At 70.1% G+C, this 20,350-nt stretch carries 22 protein-coding genes and 5 tRNA genes; 21 read left to right on the top strand and 6 right to left on the bottom strand.

Annotated features, from left to right (window positions below; translation table 11 throughout):
* Positions 1–119: 119 nt before the first annotated feature.
* From AC07FA_RS29075 to AC07FA_RS29050, 6 genes are all read left to right on the top strand, one after another.
* Positions 120–839 carry an HAD family hydrolase gene (locus AC07FA_RS29075; protein WP_479079266.1) on the top strand — a complete coding sequence of 240 codons (720 nt, stop codon included), beginning with the start codon at positions 120–122 and terminating at the stop codon, positions 837–839.
* Positions 840–925: 86 nt separating this feature from the next.
* Positions 926–997 (top strand) — tRNA-Gln (locus AC07FA_RS29070).
* A 36-nt stretch (positions 998–1,033) separates the two neighbouring features.
* Positions 1,034–1,106, top strand: a tRNA-Glu gene (locus AC07FA_RS29065).
* Between the two features lie 60 nt (positions 1,107–1,166).
* Positions 1,167–1,239, top strand: a tRNA-Glu gene (locus AC07FA_RS29060).
* A gap of 12 nt (positions 1,240–1,251) precedes the next feature.
* Positions 1,252–1,323: transfer RNA gene (locus tag AC07FA_RS29055), tRNA-Gln, on the top strand.
* Between the two features lie 19 nt (positions 1,324–1,342).
* A tRNA-Glu gene (locus tag AC07FA_RS29050) sits at positions 1,343–1,415 on the top strand.
* Positions 1,416–1,572: 157 nt separating this feature from the next.
* On the opposite strand, the gene ndgR is transcribed toward AC07FA_RS29050, so the two are convergent.
* Entirely contained in the window at positions 1,573–2,289 is a 717-nt protein-coding gene (gene ndgR, locus AC07FA_RS29045; RefSeq protein ID WP_003966003.1) for an IclR family transcriptional regulator NdgR, read from the bottom strand.
* Positions 2,290–2,463: 174 nt separating this feature from the next.
* On the opposite strand from ndgR, the gene leuC reads away from it, so the two are divergent.
* From leuC to AC07FA_RS29025, 4 genes are all read left to right on the top strand, one after another.
* Positions 2,464–3,891: a 3-isopropylmalate dehydratase large subunit gene (gene leuC / locus AC07FA_RS29040; RefSeq protein WP_479079265.1), complete on the top strand. Its 1,428-nt coding sequence runs from the start codon at positions 2,464–2,466 to the stop codon at positions 3,889–3,891.
* 2 nt (positions 3,892–3,893) lie between these two features.
* A complete protein-coding gene (leuD, locus tag AC07FA_RS29035) occupies positions 3,894–4,487 on the top strand; it encodes a 3-isopropylmalate dehydratase small subunit (protein WP_479079264.1) in 594 nt (197 codons plus the stop codon).
* A 104-nt stretch (positions 4,488–4,591) separates the two neighbouring features.
* Positions 4,592–4,819 (top strand): SCO5555 family protein, encoded by a 228-nt coding sequence (locus AC07FA_RS29030; protein WP_479079263.1) that lies wholly within the window; start codon positions 4,592–4,594, stop codon positions 4,817–4,819.
* Positions 4,820–4,962: 143 nt separating this feature from the next.
* Complete coding sequence (locus AC07FA_RS29025) at positions 4,963–5,640, top strand: HU family DNA-binding protein (protein ID WP_479079262.1); 678 nt, start codon at positions 4,963–4,965, stop codon at positions 5,638–5,640.
* Positions 5,641–5,742: 102 nt separating this feature from the next.
* Here AC07FA_RS29025 and AC07FA_RS29020 read toward each other — a convergent pair whose 3' ends face one another.
* On the bottom strand, positions 5,743–5,946 hold the full coding sequence (locus AC07FA_RS29020) for a hypothetical protein (RefSeq protein WP_479079261.1): 204 nt from the start codon (positions 5,944–5,946) through the stop codon (positions 5,743–5,745).
* 10 nt (positions 5,947–5,956) lie between these two features.
* Positions 5,957–6,640 (bottom strand): 2-phospho-L-lactate guanylyltransferase, encoded by a 684-nt coding sequence (gene cofC, locus AC07FA_RS29015; protein ID WP_479079260.1) that lies wholly within the window; start codon positions 6,638–6,640, stop codon positions 5,957–5,959.
* Positions 6,641–6,789: 149 nt separating this feature from the next.
* Here cofC and AC07FA_RS29010 point away from each other — a divergent pair, with 149 nt between their 5' ends.
* The 3 genes from AC07FA_RS29010 to AC07FA_RS29000 all read left to right on the top strand — a co-directional run bounded on the left by AC07FA_RS29010 (position 6,790) and on the right by AC07FA_RS29000 (position 9,791).
* Positions 6,790–7,542: a lysophospholipid acyltransferase family protein gene (locus AC07FA_RS29010; RefSeq protein ID WP_479079259.1), complete on the top strand. Its 753-nt coding sequence runs from the start codon at positions 6,790–6,792 to the stop codon at positions 7,540–7,542.
* Positions 7,539–8,549 carry an NAD(P)H-dependent glycerol-3-phosphate dehydrogenase gene (locus AC07FA_RS29005; RefSeq protein WP_479079258.1) on the top strand — a complete coding sequence of 337 codons (1,011 nt, stop codon included), beginning with the start codon at positions 7,539–7,541 and terminating at the stop codon, positions 8,547–8,549. Before AC07FA_RS29010 ends, AC07FA_RS29005 begins: the two co-directional genes overlap by 4 nt.
* A gap of 69 nt (positions 8,550–8,618) precedes the next feature.
* A complete protein-coding gene (locus tag AC07FA_RS29000; protein WP_479079257.1) occupies positions 8,619–9,791 on the top strand; it encodes a D-alanine--D-alanine ligase family protein in 1,173 nt (390 codons plus the stop codon).
* Between the two features lie 33 nt (positions 9,792–9,824).
* On the opposite strand, the gene AC07FA_RS28995 is transcribed toward AC07FA_RS29000, so the two are convergent.
* Positions 9,825–10,313, bottom strand: a complete 489-nt coding sequence (locus AC07FA_RS28995; RefSeq protein ID WP_479079256.1) for a DUF3515 domain-containing protein — start codon at positions 10,311–10,313, stop codon at positions 9,825–9,827.
* A gap of 20 nt (positions 10,314–10,333) precedes the next feature.
* A complete protein-coding gene (locus AC07FA_RS28990) occupies positions 10,334–10,567 on the bottom strand; it encodes an Lrp/AsnC family transcriptional regulator (protein WP_479079255.1) in 234 nt (77 codons plus the stop codon).
* 320 nt (positions 10,568–10,887) lie between these two features.
* On the opposite strand from AC07FA_RS28990, the gene AC07FA_RS28985 reads away from it, so the two are divergent.
* Both AC07FA_RS28985 and thiD read left to right on the top strand, forming a co-directional pair.
* A complete protein-coding gene (locus AC07FA_RS28985) occupies positions 10,888–11,859 on the top strand; it encodes a thiamine-phosphate kinase (protein WP_479079254.1) in 972 nt (323 codons plus the stop codon).
* Between the two features lie 10 nt (positions 11,860–11,869).
* The gene (gene thiD / locus AC07FA_RS28980) at positions 11,870–12,679 is read left to right on the top strand and encodes a bifunctional hydroxymethylpyrimidine kinase/phosphomethylpyrimidine kinase (protein WP_479079253.1); all 810 of its coding nucleotides are present in this window, start codon (positions 11,870–11,872) and stop codon (positions 12,677–12,679) included.
* A gap of 106 nt (positions 12,680–12,785) precedes the next feature.
* Here thiD and rpmB read toward each other — a convergent pair whose 3' ends face one another.
* Positions 12,786–12,971 (bottom strand): 50S ribosomal protein L28, encoded by a 186-nt coding sequence (gene rpmB / locus AC07FA_RS28975; protein WP_003965989.1) that lies wholly within the window; start codon positions 12,969–12,971, stop codon positions 12,786–12,788.
* 259 nt (positions 12,972–13,230) lie between these two features.
* Here rpmB and AC07FA_RS28970 point away from each other — a divergent pair, with 259 nt between their 5' ends.
* The 6 genes from AC07FA_RS28970 (at position 13,231) to AC07FA_RS28945 (ending at position 20,348) form a co-directional block, all read left to right on the top strand.
* Complete coding sequence (locus AC07FA_RS28970; RefSeq protein ID WP_479079367.1) at positions 13,231–14,847, top strand: DAK2 domain-containing protein; 1,617 nt, start codon at positions 13,231–13,233, stop codon at positions 14,845–14,847.
* A gap of 58 nt (positions 14,848–14,905) precedes the next feature.
* Positions 14,906–17,131 (top strand): ATP-dependent DNA helicase RecG, encoded by a 2,226-nt coding sequence (recG, locus tag AC07FA_RS28965; protein WP_479079252.1) that lies wholly within the window; start codon positions 14,906–14,908, stop codon positions 17,129–17,131.
* 90 nt (positions 17,132–17,221) lie between these two features.
* Complete coding sequence (gene rsmD / locus AC07FA_RS28960; protein ID WP_479079251.1) at positions 17,222–17,806, top strand: 16S rRNA (guanine(966)-N(2))-methyltransferase RsmD; 585 nt, start codon at positions 17,222–17,224, stop codon at positions 17,804–17,806.
* A 26-nt stretch (positions 17,807–17,832) separates the two neighbouring features.
* Positions 17,833–18,312, top strand: a complete 480-nt coding sequence (gene coaD / locus AC07FA_RS28955; protein WP_328911531.1) for a pantetheine-phosphate adenylyltransferase — start codon at positions 17,833–17,835, stop codon at positions 18,310–18,312.
* Between the two features lie 97 nt (positions 18,313–18,409).
* Complete coding sequence (locus AC07FA_RS28950) at positions 18,410–19,534, top strand: ATP synthase F0 subunit B (RefSeq protein WP_479079250.1); 1,125 nt, start codon at positions 18,410–18,412, stop codon at positions 19,532–19,534.
* A 148-nt stretch (positions 19,535–19,682) separates the two neighbouring features.
* Positions 19,683–20,348, top strand: coding sequence for a YceD family protein (locus AC07FA_RS28945; protein ID WP_479079366.1), 666 nt, complete (start codon positions 19,683–19,685; stop codon positions 20,346–20,348).
* The last annotated feature ends 2 nt before the right edge of the window (positions 20,349–20,350 follow it).

Here is a 20,350-nt window from a genome sequence, read left to right as displayed (position 1 = left end):
CCCCTTCTCAACAACCACGCTCCCCCCCCCCCCCCCCCCACCCCCCCCCCCCCCACCCCCCCCCCCCCCCCCCCCCCCCCCCGGGCCCGTACGCGTAACGGGGCCGTTAGAGTCGGCCCATGGCGATCAGAGCCGTCCTCTGGGACGTTGACGACACCCTCTTCGACTACGGATCAGCGGCTGCCACCGGTCTCAGCAGGCATATGGAGGCCGAAGGGCTGCCCGACGGCTACCGCTCCGCGCAAGATGCCCTCGACGCCTGGCAGGACCTCGCCCAGCGGCACTGGGAGCGCTTCGCGGCGGGACGTACCGACTGGGAGGGGCAGCGGCGCGACCGGGCCAGAGACTTCCTCGGGCGTCCGCTCAGCGACGACGAGGCCGACGAGTGGTTCGGCCGGCACATCCGGCACTACGAGGCGGCCTGGGCGCTCTTCCCGGACACCGTGCCCGTGCTGGACGCGCTGGCGGGTGCGTACCGGCACGCCGTCCTGTCGAACTCCTCGCTGGAACACCAGCATCGCAAGCTGACCGTTCTCGGCGTACGGGACCGGTTCGAGTCGGTGCTGTGCGCGGCCGAGCTGGGGATCTCCAAGCCCGAGGCCGCGGCCTTCCACGCCGCCTGCGAGGCTCTCGCGCTGGCTCCGCACGAGGTGGCGTACGTGGGCAATGAACCCGACATCGACGCAGGTGGGGCCGTGGCCGCCGGTCTGACGGGGATCTGGCTGGACCGGGACGACCGGGGCGGCCGGCCTGATCTCGTACGGATCACCGGGCTCGATCAGCTGCCCGGACTGCTGACAGGCAATACCCGTTTTGGAGCGCCGGACACCTTCGGGTAGTGTTCTTCCTGCGCCGCCCGAGCGGGACGAAAGATCCGCCAGGGAAGCGCAGACAGAAATGAAACCCCGCAGGGGTTGCGTTTCAGTGGGCTATGGTGTAATTGGCAACACTACGGTTTCTGGTACCGTCATTCTAGGTTCGAGTCCTGGTAGCCCAGCGCACGTCCGAAGTACAAGCAAGATCGAAGTAACAAGCCCCCGTTGTGTAGCGGCCTAGCACGCTGCCCTCTCACGGCAGTAGCGCCGGTTCGAATCCGGTCGGGGGTACAGATCCTTCCCGCGAGAACATCTGGGTCGCACCCACGTTCTTGATGCAGGATCGCTAGGGCCCCCGTTGTGTAGCGGCCTAGCACGCTGCCCTCTCACGGCAGTAGCGCCGGTTCGAATCCGGTCGGGGGTACTTGTAACACCATGGGCTATGGTGTAATTGGCAACACTACGGTTTCTGGTACCGTCATTCTAGGTTCGAGTCCTGGTAGCCCAGCGCAAGTCCGAAGTAACAAGCCCCCGTTGTGTAGCGGCCTAGCACGCTGCCCTCTCACGGCAGTAGCGCCGGTTCGAATCCGGTCGGGGGTACAACAGCTCGACAGGAAAAGGCCCTTCACCTCGGTGGGGGCCTTTTCCCGTTGTACGTCGCCCAGTCCGGCTGGAAAGGCCGAACGAAAGGCCGAACGGGGCCGCCACGGCGCTGGGGCGGCCTTCCGGGAGAGGTGGATGGGGGGCGGGTGGTACGTCAGCCCGTGCGGCGCAGGGCCTCGCTCAGTCGCGCGGCCGAGTCGATGACCGCCTGGGCGTGCATCCGCCCCGGGTGCCGGGTCAGCCGCTCGATGGGCCCGGAGACCGATACGGCGGCGACCACCCGGTTCGAGGGCCCCCGCACCGGCGCCGAGACCGAGGCGACGCCCGGTTCCCGCTCGCCGATCGACTGGGCCCAGCCCCGGCGGCGTACGCCGGAGAGTGCCGTCGCCGTGAACCGGGCGCCCTGGAGACCCCGGTGCAGGCGCTCCGGCTCCTCCCAGGCCATCAGGATCTGCGCCGACGAGCCGGCCTTCATGGTGAGCGTGGAGCCGACCGGCACGGTGTCCCGGAGTCCGGACAGCCGTTCCGCCGCTGCCACGCAGATCCGCATGTCGCCCTGCCGGCGGTAGAGCTGCGCGCTCTCGCCCGTGATGTCGCGCAGATGTGTGAGCACCGGTCCGGCCGTCGCGAGGAGACGGTCCTCACCGGCCGCTGCCGCGAGCTCCGAAAGCCGGGGGCCGAGAATGAAACGGCCCTGCATGTCCCTCGCCACCATGCGGTGGTGTTCCAGTGCCACGGCCAGTCGATGAGCCGTGGGTCGTGCGAGCCCGGTCGCCGCGACCAGCCCGGCGAGGGTGGCCGGACCGGACTCCAGGGCGCTCAATACCAGAGCTGCCTTGTCGAGAACGCCGACGCCGCTAGAGTTGTCCATACGACGATACTCGCGTCTCACTCTGTGAAACGCAAGTTCAATTTCCGGCGGAAGTTGCGAACCTGTACGGGCGGCCACACAACGGCCCGTAGCCATCGCCCCGCACGGGGGTCCGGACGGTGGCGCACCGAATCTCTAGTTGGGCCGGCGAAGACGCCGGCCGGAGGGAAAGCGATGGGTAGGACACTCGCGGAGAAGGTCTGGGACGACCACGTCGTCCGGCGCGCGGAGGGCGAGCCCGACCTTCTCTTCATCGATCTGCACCTGCTGCACGAGGTGACCAGCCCGCAGGCGTTCGACGGTCTCCGGCAGGCCGGACGCCCGGTGCGGCGCCTCGACCTCACCATCGCCACCGAGGACCACAACACCCCGACCCTCGACATCGACAAGCCGATCGCCGACCCGGTCTCCCGCGCACAGCTGGAGACCCTGCGCAAGAACTGCGCGGACTTCGGCGTCCGGCTGCACCCGCTGGGCGACGTCGAGCAGGGCGTCGTACACGTGGTCGGCCCGCAGCTCGGGCTGACGCAGCCCGGCACGACCGTGGTCTGCGGCGACTCCCACACCTCTACGCACGGCGCGTTCGGCGCGCTGGCGTTCGGCATCGGCACCAGCCAGGTCGAGCACGTCCTGGCCACCCAGACGCTGCCGCTGGCCCGCCCGAAGACCATGGCGATCACCGTCGAGGGCGAACTGCCCGACAGTGTCACGGCCAAGGACCTGATCCTGGCGATCATCGCCCGGATCGGCACCGGCGGCGGCCAGGGCTACATCCTCGAATACCGCGGCTCCGCCATCGAGAAGCTCTCGATGGAGGCCCGGATGACCATCTGCAACATGTCGATCGAGGCCGGCGCCCGGGCGGGCATGATCGCCCCGGACCGTACGACGTTCGACTACCTCCAGGGCCGTGACCACGCCCCCGAGGGCGAGGACTGGGACGCGGCCGTCGAGTACTGGAAGACCCTGCGCACCGACGACGACGCCGTCTTCGACGCCGAGGTCGTCATCGAGGCCGCCGAACTCGCGCCGTTCGTCACCTGGGGCACCAACCCCGGCCAGGGCGCACCCCTGTCGGCCAACGTCCCCGACCCTGCTTCGTACGAGGACGCCTCGGAGCGGCACGCCGCCGAAAAGGCCCTGGAATACATGGGGTTGACCGCGGGCCAGCGGCTGCGCGACATCAACGTCGACACCGTCTTCGTAGGTTCCTGCACCAACGGCCGCATCGAGGACCTGCGCAACGCGGCGGCGATCCTGGACGGCCGCAAAGTCGCCGATGGTGTGCGGATGCTGGTGGTGCCGGGCTCCGTGCGCGTCGCGCTCCAGGCCGTCGAGGAGGGCCTGGACAAGGTCTTCACCACCGCGGGCGCCGAATGGCGGCACGCCGGCTGTTCGATGTGTCTCGGTATGAACCCCGACCAGCTGGCCCCCGGCGAGCGCTCGGCGTCCACCTCGAACCGTAACTTCGAGGGCCGGCAGGGCAAGGGCGGCCGTACGCACCTGGTCTCCCCGCAGGTCGCCGCGGCCACCGCGGTGCTGGGCCATCTGGCCTCGCCCGCCGACCTGTCCGATGTCCTCACGTCCGCCGGAGTCCGATAGCCATGGAAGCATTCACCGCACACACCGGCCGGGCCGTCCCGCTGCGCCGCAGCAACGTCGACACCGACCAGATCATCCCCGCCCACTGGCTGAAGAAGGTCACCAGGGACGGCTTCGAGGACGGGCTCTTCGAGGCGTGGCGCAAGGACGAGAACTTCGTCCTCAACCGCCCCGAGCGGGCGGGCGCCTCGGTCCTGGTGGCGGGTCCCGACTTCGGCACCGGTTCCTCGCGTGAGCACGCCGTCTGGGCCCTGCAGAACTTCGGCTTCAAGACCGTCATCTCCTCCCGGTTCGCCGACATCTTCCGCGGCAACTCGCTGAAGAACGGTCTGTTGACCGTCGTGCTCGACCAGAAGGTCGTGGACGCGCTGTGGGAGCTGACGGAGGCCGACGCAACGGCCGAGATCACCGTCGACTTGGAGAAGCGCCAGGTCCTCGCGGAGGGCATCACGGCCGACTTCGAGCTCGACGAGAACGCCCGCTGGCGGCTCCTGAACGGCCTCGACGACATCAGCCTCACCCTTCAGAACGAAGCGGACATTGCGACTTATGAGGCGGCAAGGCCGACCCACAAGCCGCGTACAATTGACGTCTGAGCAGCGCTTTTCCATGACTGCGCCCCCTGCCTTCGGGCAGGGGGCGCAGTCGCTTGTTGAGCCCCCCTCGGGCGACAACTCGCCCCAGATGGCACAATCGGTGCATGGAACGCGACAGCCAACTCAAGCTCTATGGCCAAGTCGCCGACCGATTGAAGGAAGCGCACGCAACAGTGCGCACACTGCAAGTCCCGGAGGGCGTACGGATGGCGCTGTCCCGGAAGCTGCTGGTCATCACGGCCGCGGCAAAGCACGATCTCCCAGATGCAGCAAGGCGTCTGGACCGGTTGATGAAGGACCTCGATGAGCGCCGATTCCCCGAAGGTGACTGACTCTGCGGAACTGCGCAGCGGTCGACTTCGTTGCGGCACTAGGGTGATTAGCCCGTTTCGTGTTTGATTTGCGGTATATATCTGCCTAACGTGCGAAAAAGCTTGAACACTTTCGTTCTGGCAATGTCTCCGAAGGGGAAGACGTGAACAAGGCGCAGCTCGTAGAAGCGATTGCCGACAAGGTCGGCGGCCGTCAGCAGGCCGCAGACGCTGTCGATGCGGTACTCGACGCGATCGTCCGCGCAGTTGTCGCAGGGGACCGTGTCTCGGTCACCGGCTTCGGCTCGTTCGAGAAGGTCGACCGCCCCGCCCGCTACGCCCGCAACCCGCAGACGGGTGAGCGCGTGCGGGTCAAGAAGACGTCCGTGCCCCGTTTCCGTGCGGGACAGGGCTTCAAGGACCTGGTGAGCGGCTCGAAGAAGCTCCCCAAGAACGATGTGGCCGTGAAGAAGGCGCCCAAGGGCAGCCTCTCGGGCGGTTCTTCCACCCGTACGACGGCCAAGGCCGCGGCCAAGAAGGCCACCGCCAAGAAGGCCGTGGCGAAGAAGGCCACCGCCAAGAAGACCGTGGCGACGGCGAAGAAGACCACCGCCACCGCCAAGAAGGCCACGCCCACGGCGAAGAAGGCCACGGCGACCGCCAAGAAGGCCGCCACCACGAAGACGGCCGCCGCTCCGGCGAAGAAGGCGACCCCGGCGAAGAAGGCCGCCGTCGCCAGCAAGACCGCGCCCGCCAAGAAGACCACGGCGAAGAAGGCGCCCGCGAAGAAGACCACGGCGCGCAAGACCACGGCCAAGAAGGCCACTGCACGCAAGAAGTGAGAACGGGCGACGCTCGTTCCTCTCACACGCGCCGGGCCGGGCTCCCCCAGGGGAGCCCGGCCCGCGGGCTTTCCCGAGCTCCGAAGAGAGCGGCCGGAGGGATCAGAACGTCTGGAGCGTCACCAGGCTGATCCGCGGCGAGGCGCCCTCGCCGCTCGTCTCGATGCGCACCCGCTGCCCCGGGCGCAGCAGCCGCAGGCCGCCCGCGTCGAAGGCCGGGGCGTCGAAGTCCATCGGGGTGCCGTCGTCGAGGAGCACACTGCCGGTGCGGGACTCGGAGTCGTACGTGTACGCGGTCGCCTGCATGAACGGCAGCCTATCGGTCCCGCGCGGGACCCGCCGAGGCGCGCAGCCCCGCGGTGTGCGGGCCGACCCCGAGGGTCAGCGCCACCCGCAGATCGTCACCGGTGTCCACGTCCCGGCGGACCGAGTCGAGTCCGGACAGCGTGATTTCGGTGGCTCCCGAAGCCAGGTGCCGGGCCCTCGAAGGGCCCCCGAAAGCCGGGCTCAATTCCACACCGGGCGCCGCCGACAGAAATGTCGTACCGATTGTCGCCGCATCCGTCACAAATGCACGGGGAAATTCGGCGGAAAAATCGAGCACCCGCGCCAATTCCTCGGGGCGCAGTGCGGGAAGATCCGCGTTGAGCGCCGCCACCGCCGCACCCGCCCGCATCGCCCGCACCGAACGCGCCCCGTGCGACAGCGCCGCGTTGAGCCCGGCCGCCGGTGAGTCCGCCACGACGCGCGCCCCCAGTGCCGAAAGCGCCGCCCCGGCCACCGGATCGTCCGTGACGACCACCACATCCCGCACCGCTGGGCAGGCCAGTGCCGCGGCCACCGTGTCCTGGGCGAACGCCAGGGCCAGGCGGGGTCTGAGCAGTCCGCCCTCCGTGCGCCCCAGCCTGCTCTTGGCCCGGGCGAGCGGCTTCAGCGGGACGACCAGGGACCAGGACCCGGCCGGATCGGTGTTCGTGGCCATCTCCCCCTCCGTACGCATCGCGACTTATTCTCGCCTGCCGGTGTGACAACCCGGAGGTCCGGCCCGGAAGGCGAGGCGTACGGTGTTCTCGACAGAGCAGGGGCCTGGGGCGAGACGTGACCGCCGGCAGCCAGGCAGCAGGTCAGGTCTTAGAGGAAGGTGTCCGAGTGTCCCGCCGCAGAATCGGCTTCTGGTACCGCCTGGCGGCGGTCATCGCAAAGCCGCCATTGCTGGTCCTGTTCAAGCGCGACTGGCGGGGAATGGAGCACATTCCGACCGAGGGCGGATTCATCACCGCGGTCAACCACAACTCGTACCTGGACCCGCTTTCGTACGGACATTTCCAGTACAACACCGGCCGGGTGCCGCGGCTGCTCGCGAAGGCGGCGCTGTTCCGTACCCCCTTCGTCGGAATGATGCTGCGAGGCACAGGCCAGATCCCCGTCTACCGCGAGACGACCAATGCGCTGGACGCTTTCCGCGCCGCCGTCGACGCGATCGAGCGGGGCGAATGCGTCGCGTTCTACCCCGAGGGCACCCTCACCCGCGACCCCGACATGTGGCCGATGGCCGGCAAGACCGGCGCCGCCCGGCTCGCGCTGCTGACCAAGGCGCCGGTCATCCCCGTCGCCCAGTGGGGCGCCAACCTCGCGATGCCGCCGTACGCCAAGCAGAAGAAGTTCAGCTTCTTCCCCCGCAAGACGCTCCAGGTGCAGGCCGGTCCGCCGGTGGACCTCGACCGCTTCTACGGCCAGGAGCCCACACCCGAGGTGCTGCGCCAGGTGACCGAGGTCATCATGGCCGCGATCACCGCACAGCTGGAGGTCGTACGGGGCGAGAAGGCACCCGCCGAGCTCTACGATCACCGCAAGGCACGCGCTGAGCAGCGGCGCAAGGCAGAGGGAAAGGGACCCACGTGACGCACCCCGCAAAGGCAGCCGTCTTCGGAACCGGCTCATGGGGTACGGCCTTCGGCATGATCCTCGCCGACGCAGGCTGCGACGTGACCCTCTGGGGCCGCCGCGCGGAGGTCGCCGAGGCCATCAACACGACCCGTACCAACCCGGACTATCTGCCGGGCATCGAACTCCCCGCCTCGGTCCGCGCCACCACCGACCCCGCACAGGCCCTGCGCGGCGCCGACTTCGCCGTCCTCGCCGTGCCCTCGCAGACCCTGCGCGCGAACCTCGCCGACTGGGCCCCGCACCTGGAATCGGGCACGGTGCTCGTCTCGCTGATGAAGGGCGTCGAACTCGGCACCGCCAAGCGGATGAGCGAGGTCATCGCCGACGTCACCGGGGTCGCCGCGGACCGCGTCGCGGTCATCACGGGACCCAACCTCGCCAAGGAGATCGCCGAGCGCCGTCCCGCCGCCGCCGTCGTCGCCTGCCAGGACGAAGCGGTGGCCCAGCGCCTCCAGGCCGCCTGCCACACCCCGTACTTCCGCCCCTACACCAACACCGACGTGGTCGGCTGCGAGCTCGGCGGCGCCGTCAAGAACGTCATCGGCCTGGCCGTCGGCATCGCCGACGGCATGGGGCTCGGCGACAACGCCAAGGGCTCCCTCATCACCCGCGGCCTCGCCGAGACCACCCGCCTGGGCCTGGCCATGGGAGCCGACCCGCTCACCTTCTCCGGACTCGCGGGCCTCGGCGACCTGGTGGCGACCTGCTCCTCACCGCTCTCGCGGAACCACACCTTCGGCACCAACCTCGGCCGCGGGATGACGCTCCAGCAGGCGATCGCCGCCACCCGGCAGACCGCCGAAGGCGTCAAGTCCTGTGAATCGGTGCTCGATCTGGCGCGCCGGCACGGAGTCGACATGCCCATCACCGAGACCGTCGTCGGCATCGTGCACGAAGGCAAGCCGCCGGTCGTCGCGCTCAAGGAACTGATGTCGCGCAGCGCCAAGCCCGAGCGACGCTGAGGACACCGCGGCACGCCCCGTGCCTGCGCACTCCTCGGCCCCGGGCCTGCAAGGTACGCTCATCGCGATATGAGCAGCGAGAACCTCCCCCAGAGCCCTGAGAGCCCCGAGAGCCCTGTGCAGGGCCGTAAGCCGCGGGTGGCCGTCGTGTTCGGCGGCCGCAGTTCCGAGCACGGCATCTCGGTCGTCACGGCCGGCGCCGTACTGAACGCCATCGACCGGACCAAGTACGACGTCCTGCCGATCGGCATCACCACGGACGGCCGCTGGGCGCTCACCGCCGACGATCCCGGACGCATGGCCATCACGGACCGCAAGGTGCCGAACGTGGCCCAGCTGGCGGAGTCCGACGAAGGCGGTGTCGTACTCTCCGTCGACCCCGGCAGCCGCGAGGTCGTCTACACCGAACCGGGCGCGGTCCCCAAGGCGCTCGGAGAGGTCGACGTCGTCTTCCCGGTGCTGCACGGCCCCTACGGTGAGGACGGCACGCTCCAGGGGCTCCTGGAGCTCTCCGGTGTGCCCTACGTCGGCGCCGGCGTCCTGGCCTCCGCGGTCGGTCAGGACAAGGAGTACATGAAGCGGGTGTTCACCTCCTTCGGGCTGCCCGTCGGCCCGTACGAGGTGGTGCGCCCCCGCGAATGGGACAACGAGCGTCCCACCGCCCGCAAGCGCATCGTGGACTTCGCCGCCGAGCACGGCTTCCCGCTCTTCATCAAGCCCGCCCGCGGCGGTTCCTCGATGGGCATCACCAAGGTCGACGACCTCTCGGCCCTCGACGAGGCGATCGAGGAGGCCCGCCGCCACGACCCCAAGTTCCTTGTGGAGTCGCTGCTGCGGGGGCGCGAGATCGAGTGCGGCGTGCTGGAGTTCGAGGACGGCCCGCGCGCCAGCGTGCCCGCCGAGATCCCCCCGGTCACCTCGCACGACTTCTACGACTTCGAGGCCAAGTACATCGATTCGGCGGCCGGGCTCGTACCCGCTCCGCTCACCGAGGAGCAGACGGCCGAAGTCCAGCGGCTCGCCGTCGCCGCCTTCGAGGCCACCTCCTGCGAGGGCCTCGTGCGCGCCGACTTCTTCCTCACCGACGAGGGCGACTTCGTCATCAACGAGATCAACACGATGCCGGGCTTCACGCCGATCTCCATGTACCCGCGGATGTGGCAGGAGAGCGGTGTGGACTACCAGGAACTGGTGGACCGGCTGATCCAGGCGGCGCTGGACCGGCCCACGGGCCTGCGCTGACGTTCTGCCGCGCCCGTCGGAAGACCCCGGGGCCTACAGGCTCTCGGGAACCGTCTTCCTGACGGGCGCCGCGAACTCGGCCAGCGGGGTGACGTCATGGGCGTACTCCACGGGGAGCGTCACCTCGACATACGCCTTGCGGTACGTGGTGGTGAACCGCGGACCGGCGCCTTCCCGCTGCTCCAGCAGCCAGTTGACGCCGTCCGCGGTGATCGCGTCCGACTGGGCGTCCTCCATCTTCGCGGGCCGGGGGACGCCGCAGCGCAGTACGATCGCCCCGTCTCCCCATCCGGCCGTGAGGCCGGAAGCAGGCTCGGGATCGCTCCGGTCCATTCCGGCGACGGTCTTCGGCAGCTCCTCGTGCAGCGCTTCGCAGTACGCGGCGGCCTCCGAAGACGGCGTGGGAACCGTGATCGATGCCTGGGCGTCGCTGGAGGAGCAGCCCGCCGCGGCCAGGACGAGCACGGCGGCGGAGGGGGCGAGGAACAGCGAACGGGGGAGCCGGCGGCCGGAATACGTCACCGGCCCAGCCTAGACGGGGGTCAGAGGTGGACGACCGGGCAGGTCAGTGTTCGCGTGATGCCGTCCACCTGCTGGACCTTGGCCACCACCATGCGGCCGAGTGCGTCGACGGTGTCGGCCTGAGCGCGCACGATCACGTCGTAGGGGCCTGTGACGTCATCTGCCTGAATGACTCCCGGGATCTTCGCGATGGTCTCGGCGACTGTCGACGCCTTGCCCACCTCTGTCTGAATAAGGATGTACGCCTGTACCACGGAACCTCCAGGGCGGCCACGAGGATCATGTGGGGGAAAGGGACGCCACGGTATCGCGTCGCCGCGGGCCGCGGGGAGACCTGCGGGCCGGACGGCGCCCACAGCGTGGCGTACGGAAGACAGAAGTTGACGTATCTCTTGACGGTACCGACAGCAGCGACGGCACGCGACCGCAAGCCCACCGGTGCATAAGGGGGACAGACATGCCAGTACGTCCAGGGGCGGACTGCCCCCGGCGGCCGACGGCCCACGGCCGGGACCTCGGTCCGCTGAAGCAGCCCGGACAGGTGTCCGGTGCGATAAATGAGAGGTGAGACTCGGTGAAGGGAACCGTGGGCGAGTTGGGGGAGTTCGGGCTCATCAGAGAGCTCACTTCCCGGCTCACCACCACTCCGGCGGTACGGCTGGGACCCGGCGACGACGCCGCGGTCGTGGCCGCTCCCGACCGCAGGGTCGTGGCCAGTAGCGACATCATGTTGGAGGGGCGGCACTTCCGCCGCGACTGGTCGACGGCGTACGACGTCGGCCGCAAGGCCGCCGCGCAGAACCTCGCCGACATCGCAGCCATGGGCGCCGTGCCCACCGCGCTGCTCCTCGGCCTGGTCGTGCCGGCCGAACTCCCGGTCACCTGGGCGGGCGAGCTGATGGACGGCATCCGTGACGAGTGCCAGGTCGCGGGCGCCGCCGTGGTCGGCGGCGACGTCGTCCGCGGCGACACCATCACCATCGCGATCACCGCCCTCGGGGACCTGCGCAACCACGAGCCCGTCACCCGGGGCGGCGCCAGGCCCGGCGACGTCGTCGCCGTCACCGGCTGGCTCGGCTGGTCCGCCGCCGGTTTCGCCGTGCTCTCCCGGGGCTTCCGCTCACCGCGCGCCTTCGTCGAGGCGCACCGGCGACCCGAACCGCCGTACCACGCGGGCCCCGCGGCCGCCGGGCTCGGCGCCACCGCCATGACGGACGTCAGCGACGGACTCGTGGCGGACCTCGGGCACATCGCGGAGTCCAGCAAGGTGCGCATCGACCTGCGCTCCGGACTCATCGACATCCCCTCGCAGATGTCCGACATCGGCCAGGCCGTCGGCGTCGACCCCCTGCAGTGGGTGCTCACCGGGGGAGAGGACCACGCGATCGTGGCGACCTTCCCGCCGGACGTGAAGCTGCCGGCCCGCTGGAAGGTGATCGGCGAGGTCCTCAATCCCTCGGCGCTGCCCCAGGTGACCGTCGACGGCGCACCGTGGACCAGCAAGGGCGGCTGGGACCATTTCGGGGACATCGAGGACGCCCAGTAGATTGCCGCGTATGCCCATACGCACCGCTGTACTGCCTCGTGTCCTCACCGTCGCCGGGTCCGACTCCGGCGGCGGTGCGGGCATACAGGCCGACCTGAAGACGATGCTGGCCCTCGGAGTGCACGGCATGAGCGTGCTGACGGCCGTGACCGCGCAGAACTCCCTGGGCGTCCAGGGCGCCTGGGAGCTTCCGGTGGAGGCCGTACGCGCCCAGTACCGCAGCGTCGTCGACGACATCGGCGTCCAGGCCGTCAAGACCGGCATGCTCTCCTCGGCCGCCCTGGTCGAGACGGTCGCCGCGCTCCTCGCGGAGACGGACGCACCCGTCGTCGTCGACCCGGTCGGCGTCTCCAAGCACGGCGATCCGCTGCTGGCCGCCGAGGCGCTGGATTCCGTACGGACGAAACTGCTGCCCGTCGCCACCGTGGCCACGCCCAACCTGGACGAGGTGGCGCAGCTCACGGGATTCACCGTCACCGACGAACCCGGGATGCGGCGGGCCGCCGCCGAGATCCTGGCGTACGGGCCGCGCTGGGTGGTGATCAAGGGCGGTCATCTGCCGGGCGAGGCCGTGGACCTGCTCACGGACGGCGACGAGGAGCACTGGCTGCGCGCACCCCGGCACGACAACCGGCACACGCACGGCACGGGCTGCACCCTCGCCTCCGCCATCGCGTGCGGTCTGGCGCTGGGCAGGGACGTACCGTCGGCCGTCCGGGCCGCGAAGGAGTACGTCACCGGGGCGATCGCGGCGGGTTTCCCGCTCGGCGGCGGGATCGGCCCCGTCGACCACGGCTGGCTGACGCGTACGTCGCACTGACGCGGCCCCGCGAGGCGCCGCAGCGCGCCGGGGCAAAGCAAAAGGCCGGTCCACCGAGGTGGACCGGCCTTTTGGGCAACCGGTAAGGCTGCGCTACGACGAGACGTCAGCGCGCGACCTTGCCGGCCTTGATGCACGAGGTGCAGACGTTGAGCCGCTTCGGCGTCCGCCCGACCACGGCACGCACGCGCTGGATGTTGGGATTCCAGCGACGAGACGTACGGCGGTGCGAGTGCGAAATGCTGTTGCCGAAGCTCGGCCCCTTGCCGCAAACGTCGCAGTTGGCAGCCACGGGTCACTCCAAAGACTTCAGATGCACTTACAGTGAATTCCGGCGCGCCGGATTCATTTGACTGAAGTGGCGGTACCGGAGGGAATGGCCCGACTCTCGCCGGGCAACCGAAGCAGCATACAACGGCTGCGTCGGAGATACGAAACTACCATGGCTCACCCGGTCGCCGGCCCCGCCCCTGTCCCCGCCGGAGCCATGGCCCGGGGGCTAGTCTGCGGTGCAACCCGCCGCCGACGGCCGCTTCAAGGAGGACCATCAGGTGCCGCAGCTCCCCGACGATCTGGACGCCGTCGCGGTGCGCACCTGGTGCTCACTGGCGCTGGAGGCCCTGGGCCGGGAGCGCGAGGAGATCGACGCGATCAACGTCTATCCCGTGGCCGACGGGGACACCGGCACCAACCTCTATCTGACCGTGGAATCCGCTGCGGCCGCCGTCGAAGCGGTCTTCGCCGCCCATGAGACCGGTTCCTCCGTGGCCGACCGGGCCGATGCCGTACGGGCCATGGCGCACGGCGCACTGATCGGCGCCCGCGGGAACTCCGGCACGATCCTCGCGCAGCTGCTGCGCGGTATGGCCGGGGTGCTGGCCGACGGCGGGGACGCGGACCACCTGCGAGCGGCCCTGACCAGGGCGGCGGCGGCAGCACGGCAGGCCGTCGCCCACCCCGTCGAAGGCACGGTGCTGACCGTGGCCACCGCGGCGGCCGAGGCGGCGGAACGCACGGACGGCGGCCTCACGGCGGTGACGGAAGCGGCGTACGAGGGTGCGCGCACCGCGCTCTCCGCCACCCCCGGCCAGCTCGCCGTCCTCGGCCGGGCGGGGGTCGTGGACGCGGGCGGGCGGGGCCTGGTGGCCGTACTGGGAGCGCTGCTGGAAACGGTGTCGGGGCAGGCGCCGGCGCGGACGTCGTGGGCCGTGCCCGCGGGGCTGCCCGGGCCGGCGGAGGACTGCGCGCCGGCCGCCGCGGACGGACCGGCCTTCGAGGTGATCTACCTGCTGGAGGCCCGCGACGAGGCCGTCGCCCGGCTGCGGGCCCGGCTGGACGGACTCGGTGACTCACTCGTCGTGGTGGGCGGCGACGGACTGTGGAACGTCCACGTCCATGTCGACGACGCGGGCGCCGCCGTGGAGGCCGGGGTCGAGGCGGGCAGGCCGTACCGCATCCGCATCACCCACTTCGGCGCCGACCGGATCCACGCCCAGGCCGAGCCCGCCCAGCGCGGGGTCGTCGTCGTGGTCCCGGGCGACGGGCTCGCGGGGCTGTGTACGGAGGCGGGGGCGACCACCGTGCTCGCGCGCCCCGGGGAACCGCCCGCCAGCGGCGAACTGGTCGACGCGATCCGCCGGGCCCACGCCCGCGAAGTGGTCCTCCTCCCCAACGACACGGTGCTGCGCCACACCGCCGGAGCCGCGGCCGAGCAGGCACGCGCCGAAGGCGTCCGGGTCGCCCTGATCCCCACCCGCGCCGCCGTCCAGGGCCTCGCCGCCCTCGCCGTCCACGAACCGGAGCGCGGCTTCGACGAGGACGTGGTGGCCATGACCGCCGCCGCCGGAGCCACCCGGTACGCCGAACTGGCCGTCGCCGAGCGGCAGTCGTGGACCATGGCGGGCATCTGCCAGGCCGGTGACATCCTCGGCCTGATCGACGGGGACGTCGCCGTGATCGGAGCCGATGTGCCCGCGACGGCCCGCACGGTCCTGGACCGGATGCTGTCGGCGGGCGGCGAACTCGTCACGCTGGTCCTCGGCGAGGACGTGCCGGACGCACTGGCAGACGCGCTGTCCCAGCACGTGCGCGAGGGGTACCTGGCCGTGGACACGGTGGTCTACCGGGGCGGCCGCCAGGCGGCACCCCTGCTGATCGGCGTCGAGTAGGGGCCCGTCGGCCCGCCGTGGGGCGCCCGCCGGACATTTGTCAGTGGCGTGGTGTGCAATGGACCGCGTGTCTTCGTTCGATGAACCCCTGAAGAAGCTGCTCGGCGGAGCCACCGCGAAGGTGATGGCCGAACACCTCGACCTGCACACGGTCGGTGATCTGCTGCACCACTACCCGCGGCGGTACGAGGAGCGCGGCCAGCTCACGGCGCTGTCCGACCTCCCGCTGGACGAGCACGTGACTGTCGTCGCGCAGGTCGCCGACGCGCGGATCATGGTGTTCAACAACGGCAGGGGCAAGCGCCTCGAAGTGACCCTCACCGACGGCAGCGGCCGGCTCCAACTGGTCTTCTTCGGCCACGGCGTCCACAAGCCGCACAAGGAACTGCTGCCCGGCAGGCGCGCGTTGTTCGCGGGCAAGGTCTCCGTGTTCAACCGGAAGATGCAGCTGGCGCACCCCACGTACCAGCTGCTCGACGCCGCGGAGACCGACGAGGCCACCGAGGCGGTCGACGCCTTCGCCGGGAAGCTGCTGCCGATCTACCCGGCCTGCAAACAGCTCGACTCCTGGCGGATCGCCAAGGCCGTCGACGCGGTGCTGCCCAGCGCCCGGGACGCCGTCGACCCGCTGCCGCCCGCCCTGCGCGAGGGGCGCGGCTTCACGACGCTGCCCGAGGCACTGCTCAAGATCCACCGCCCGCAGACCAAGGCCGACATCGCGGATGCGAGGGAGCGGCTGAAGTGGGACGAGGCATTCGTCCTCCAGGTCGCCCTGGCCCGCCGGCGCTACGCCGACACCCAACTCCCCGCCGTCGCCCGCGGGTCCGTACCGGACGGCCTGCTCGACGCCTTCGACGCGAAGCTGCCGTTCACGCTCACCGAGGGCCAGGAGAAGGTCTCCAAGGAGATCTTCGACGACCTGGCGACCGAACACCCGATGCACCGTCTCCTCCAGGGCGAGGTCGGTTCCGGCAAGACGATGGTCGCCCTGCGCGCCATGCTCGGCGTCGTCGACGCGGGCGGGCAGGCCGCCATGCTCGCGCCCACCGAAGTGCTCGCCCAGCAGCATCACCGCTCCATCACCGAGATGATGGGGGAGCTCGCCGAGGGCGGCATGCTGGGCGGCTCGGACCTGGGCACCAAGGTCGTGCTGCTCACCGGGTCCATGGGCGTCCCGGCCCGCCGGCAGGCGCTGCTCGACCTCGTCACCGGTGAGGCCGGGATCGTGATCGGTACGCACGCGCTGATCGAGGACAAGGTGCAGTTCCACGACCTGGGCCTCGTCGTCGTCGACGAGCAGCACCGCTTCGGTGTGGAGCAGCGCGACGCCCTGCGCTCCAAGGGCAAACAGCCGCCCCACCTGCTGGTCATGACCGCCACCCCCATTCCCCGTACGGTCGCGATGACGGTCTTCGGCGATCTGGAGACCTCCGTACTGGACCAGCTCCCCGCGGGCCGTTCGCCGATCGCCAGCCATGTCGTCCCCGCCAAGGACAAGCCGCACTTCCTCAGCCGCGCCTGGGAACGGGTCCGCGAGGAAGTGGAGAACGGCCACCAGGCGTACGTCGTCTGCCCCCGCATCGGTGACGACGCCGACGAGGCCGCGGAGAAGAAGGGGAAGAAGGGGAAGGGCGCCAAGGACGCGGCCCCCGAGGACGACGGCGAGAAGCGGCCTCCGCTCGCCGTTCTGGAGATCGCCGGGCAGCTGGGCAAGGGAGCGCTCGCGGGGCTGCGGATCGAGGTGCTGCACGGCAGGATGCACCCCGACGACAAGGACGACGTGATGCGCCGCTTCGCCGCGGGGCAGGTCGACGTCCTGGTCGCCACGACCGTCATCGAGGTCGGTGTGAACGTCCCCAACGCCACCGCGATGGTGATCATGGACGCGGACCGCTTCGGCGTATCCCAGCTGCACCAGCTGCGCGGCCGCGTCGGACGTGGCTCCGCGCCCGGCCTCTGCCTGCTGGTCAGCGAGGCCCACGAGGCGAGCCCCGCCCGGGCCCGGCTCTCCGCGGTCGCCGCCACCCTCGACGGCTTCGAGCTCTCCCGGATCGACCTGGAGCAGCGCCGCGAGGGCGATGTCCTCGGCCAGGCCCAGTCCGGCGTCCGCTCCTCTCTCCGGGTGCTCAGCGTCATCGACGACGAAGAGGTCATCGCCGCCGCCCGCGAGGAGGCCGTCGTCATCGTCGCGGCCGACCCGGCGCTGGAGCACCTGCCGGAGCTGCGTACGGCCCTGGACGCGCTCCTGGACAAGGAGCGGGAGGAGTATCTCGACAAGGGGTGACCGGGGCCCGATCCGCCCGGACGCCATATCGTGGGTGCACGGCACGCGTACCGACCTGTGTGCCACCCACGACCCTAGGACCAGACACCCATGACCCGCGTGATCGCCGGCTCGGCCGGCGGACGCCGCCTGGCCGTCCCGCCCGGCACCGGCACCCGCCCCACGTCCGACCGGGCGCGTGAGGGCCTCTTCTCGACCTGGGAGGCGCTCCTCGGCACCCTGGAGGGCATCAGAGTCGCGGATCTGTACGCGGGATCCGGTGCGGTGGGCCTCGAAGCGCTCTCCCGGGGCGGCGCCCACGCGCTGCTCGTCGAGTCCGACGCCAGGGCCGTCCGCGTCGTGCGGGACAACGTCCGCACGCTCGGTCTGCCCGGCGCGGAGGTCCGTGCCGGCAAAGCCGAACAGATCGTGACAGGACCGGCGCCCGCCGAGCCCTACGACGTGGTGTTCCTGGACCCGCCGTACGCCGTCACGGACGACGATCTTGGCGAGATTCTCCTCACACTCCGTACCCAGGGCTGGCTCACCGCCGATGCGCTCGTCACCGTGGAGCGCAGCACCAGAGGCGGAGAGTTCAACTGGCCCAAGGGATTCGAGCCATTGCGGGCCCGTCGCTACGGCGAGGGAACGCTTTGGTACGGTCGCGCCGCCTCTACGTGCGAAGACGCACGATGACCGGACCGGAGAGGGAGGGAATCACGTTGCGCCGCGCCGTCTGTCCGGGGTCGTTCGACCCCATCACCAATGGCCATCTCGACATCATTGGCCGCGCCTCGAAGCTGTACGACGTCGTACACGTCGCGGTCATGATCAACCAGTCCAAGCAGGGACTCTTCACGGTGGAGGAGCGGATCGAGCTGATCCGCGAGGTCACCGCCGACTTCGGCAACGTCGAGGTCGAGTCCTTCCACGGCCTTCTGGTCGACTTCTGCAAGCAGCGCGACATCCCGGCGATCGTGAAGGGCCTGCGGGCCGTCAGCGACTTCGACTACGAGCTGCAGATGGCCCAGATGAACAACGGCCTCTCCGGCGTCGAGACGCTCTTCGTGCCGACCAACCCCACGTACAGCTTCCTGTCGTCCTCCCTGGTCAAGGAAGTGGCGACCTGGGGCGGCGACGTCTCCCACCTGCTGCCGCCCAGGGTCCACGAGGCCCTTACGGAGCGTCTGGGCCAGAAGTGAGGCGCTGAGCGTCCGTCACCAGGTGTCGGACGGGAGCCGACTGGCCTTACAGTCGTCCCGTCCGTCTCCAACAGCAGCAGAGAGTGGCGAGCACACGGTGGACGTGCAGAAGAAGCTCGACGAGATCGTCGCGGCGGTAGGGAACGCCCGGTCCATGCCCATGTCGGCGTCGTGCGTGGTCAACCGCGCCGAGCTGCTCGCCATGCTCGAAGAGGTACGGGAGGCCCTGCCCGGCTCCCTCGCCCACGCCCAGGAGCTCATCGGCGGCCGCGAGCAGCTGGTCGAGCAGGCCCGCCAGGAGGCCGAGCGGATCATCGAGTCCGCCCACGCCCAGCGCGGCTCGCTGATCTCGGACACGGAGATCGCCCGCCGGTCCCAGGAGGAGGCCGACCGCATCCTGTCGGAGGCCCGCAAGGACGCCGAAGAGGTCAGGGCGGAGGCCGACGAGTACGTCGACAGCAAGCTCGCCAACTTCGAGGTCGTCCTCACCAAGACCATCGGCTCCGTCGACCGGGGCCGCGAGAAGCTCCTCGGCCGCGGCCGGGACTACGAAGGCCAGGGCTACGACGACCCGGACTTCGCCGAGGCGCCCGAGCGCAGCGCCGACCCGGAGACGCTCCAGCGGCGGGCGGACGAGTACGTCGACACCAAGCTCGGCGCGTTCGAGGCCGTGCTCGCCAAGACCCTGGAAGCGGTCGGCCGGGGGCGGCAGAAGCTGCACGGCCGGGTGGCCAGCGACGACCTCGGGGCGCACATGGCCGCCCAGGACGCGGCGGGCAGCCAGGGGCACACCAGCGACGAGGACCACTGGGCCGGCCTGGCCGGGCTCTCCACGCCGGAGCCCGTGCCCCAGCAGTCCCGCTTCCAGGCACAGCCGGACTACCCGGCGCAGCCCGAGTACCCGGCACCGGACTTCCCCGCGCCGGACTTCCCGGCCCAGGCGCAGCCGGAGCCGCAGTACGCGCAGACGTACGCGTACCAGGACCAGCCCGTCCAGCAGGACGCCTACGGATACCAGCAGCAGCCCGACCCGTACGCCGCCTACGCGCAGCAGGGCTACGACCCCCAGCAGGGACAGCCCCAGCAGCAGGAGTACGGCTGGCCGCAGCAGCCCGCCCAGCCCCCCGCGCAACAGGGCGAGAGCGCGCTCGACGAGACCAGCCTCTTCGACACGAGCATGATCGATCTGGAGCAGCTGCGCCGTTACGAACAGGGGCGCTGACCGGACCCGTCCGGGGCGGGAGGGGCCCGATTGGGTGCTGGGCGGTGTGTCCAGTATCCTGGCTGTTCGGTCGCGCCTATGTCCGCGATCCCGGCTGCCCGCTTCTCATTCGAAGCCGGGACAGCCTTCCCCGAACAGCGCGACGCACATGATCTCGAAAGCAGGAAAAGCCCTGAACGGCCACCTCGACCACCGCAACCCTCTCGTGTTCGATACGCGCGAGCTGGGTCGGCGTCCTGGTGCCCTCAAGCGGCTGACCCGCTCGGTGGAGGCACCCCAGGACCTGGGTATCGACGGAGTCATCGGTGTGCCGGAAGGCGCGCCCGTGGCGCTCGACCTCCGCCTGGAGTCGGTCATGGAAGGGGTGCTTGTCACAGGCACCGCCCGTGCGACGGCCGAGGCGGAGTGCGTAAGGTGTCTGGAGCCGCTGAGCCGAGAGGTTTCGGCGGACTTCCAGGAGATGTTCTCGTACCCTGACGCCGATGACCGGGGCCGCAGCAGGACTGCGGAGCCGGTCGACGACGCCGAGGACGACGAGGACAGGTTTTTCCTCGAGGACGGCTTGTTCGACCTCGAGTCGGTGCTGCGTGACGCGGTGGTGCTCGCACTGCCGCTGCAGCCGGTGTGCAAGGAGACCTGTGCCGGTCTGTGTTCCGAATGCGGAATCAGGCTGGACGAGAATCCTGGCCATCACCACGATGCCGTCGACATTCGTTGGGCGGCACTGCAAGGACTCGCCGAGACCGTTCAGGACGGCGAGAAGGACAACATGGGCGGCGCCGAAGCAGGCGTCGACGAGAAGCAGGAGAAGTAGCC

Source organism: Streptomyces sp. NPDC045968 (assembly GCF_056430475.1).
This window is presented reverse-complemented; position numbering and strand designations above follow the sequence as displayed.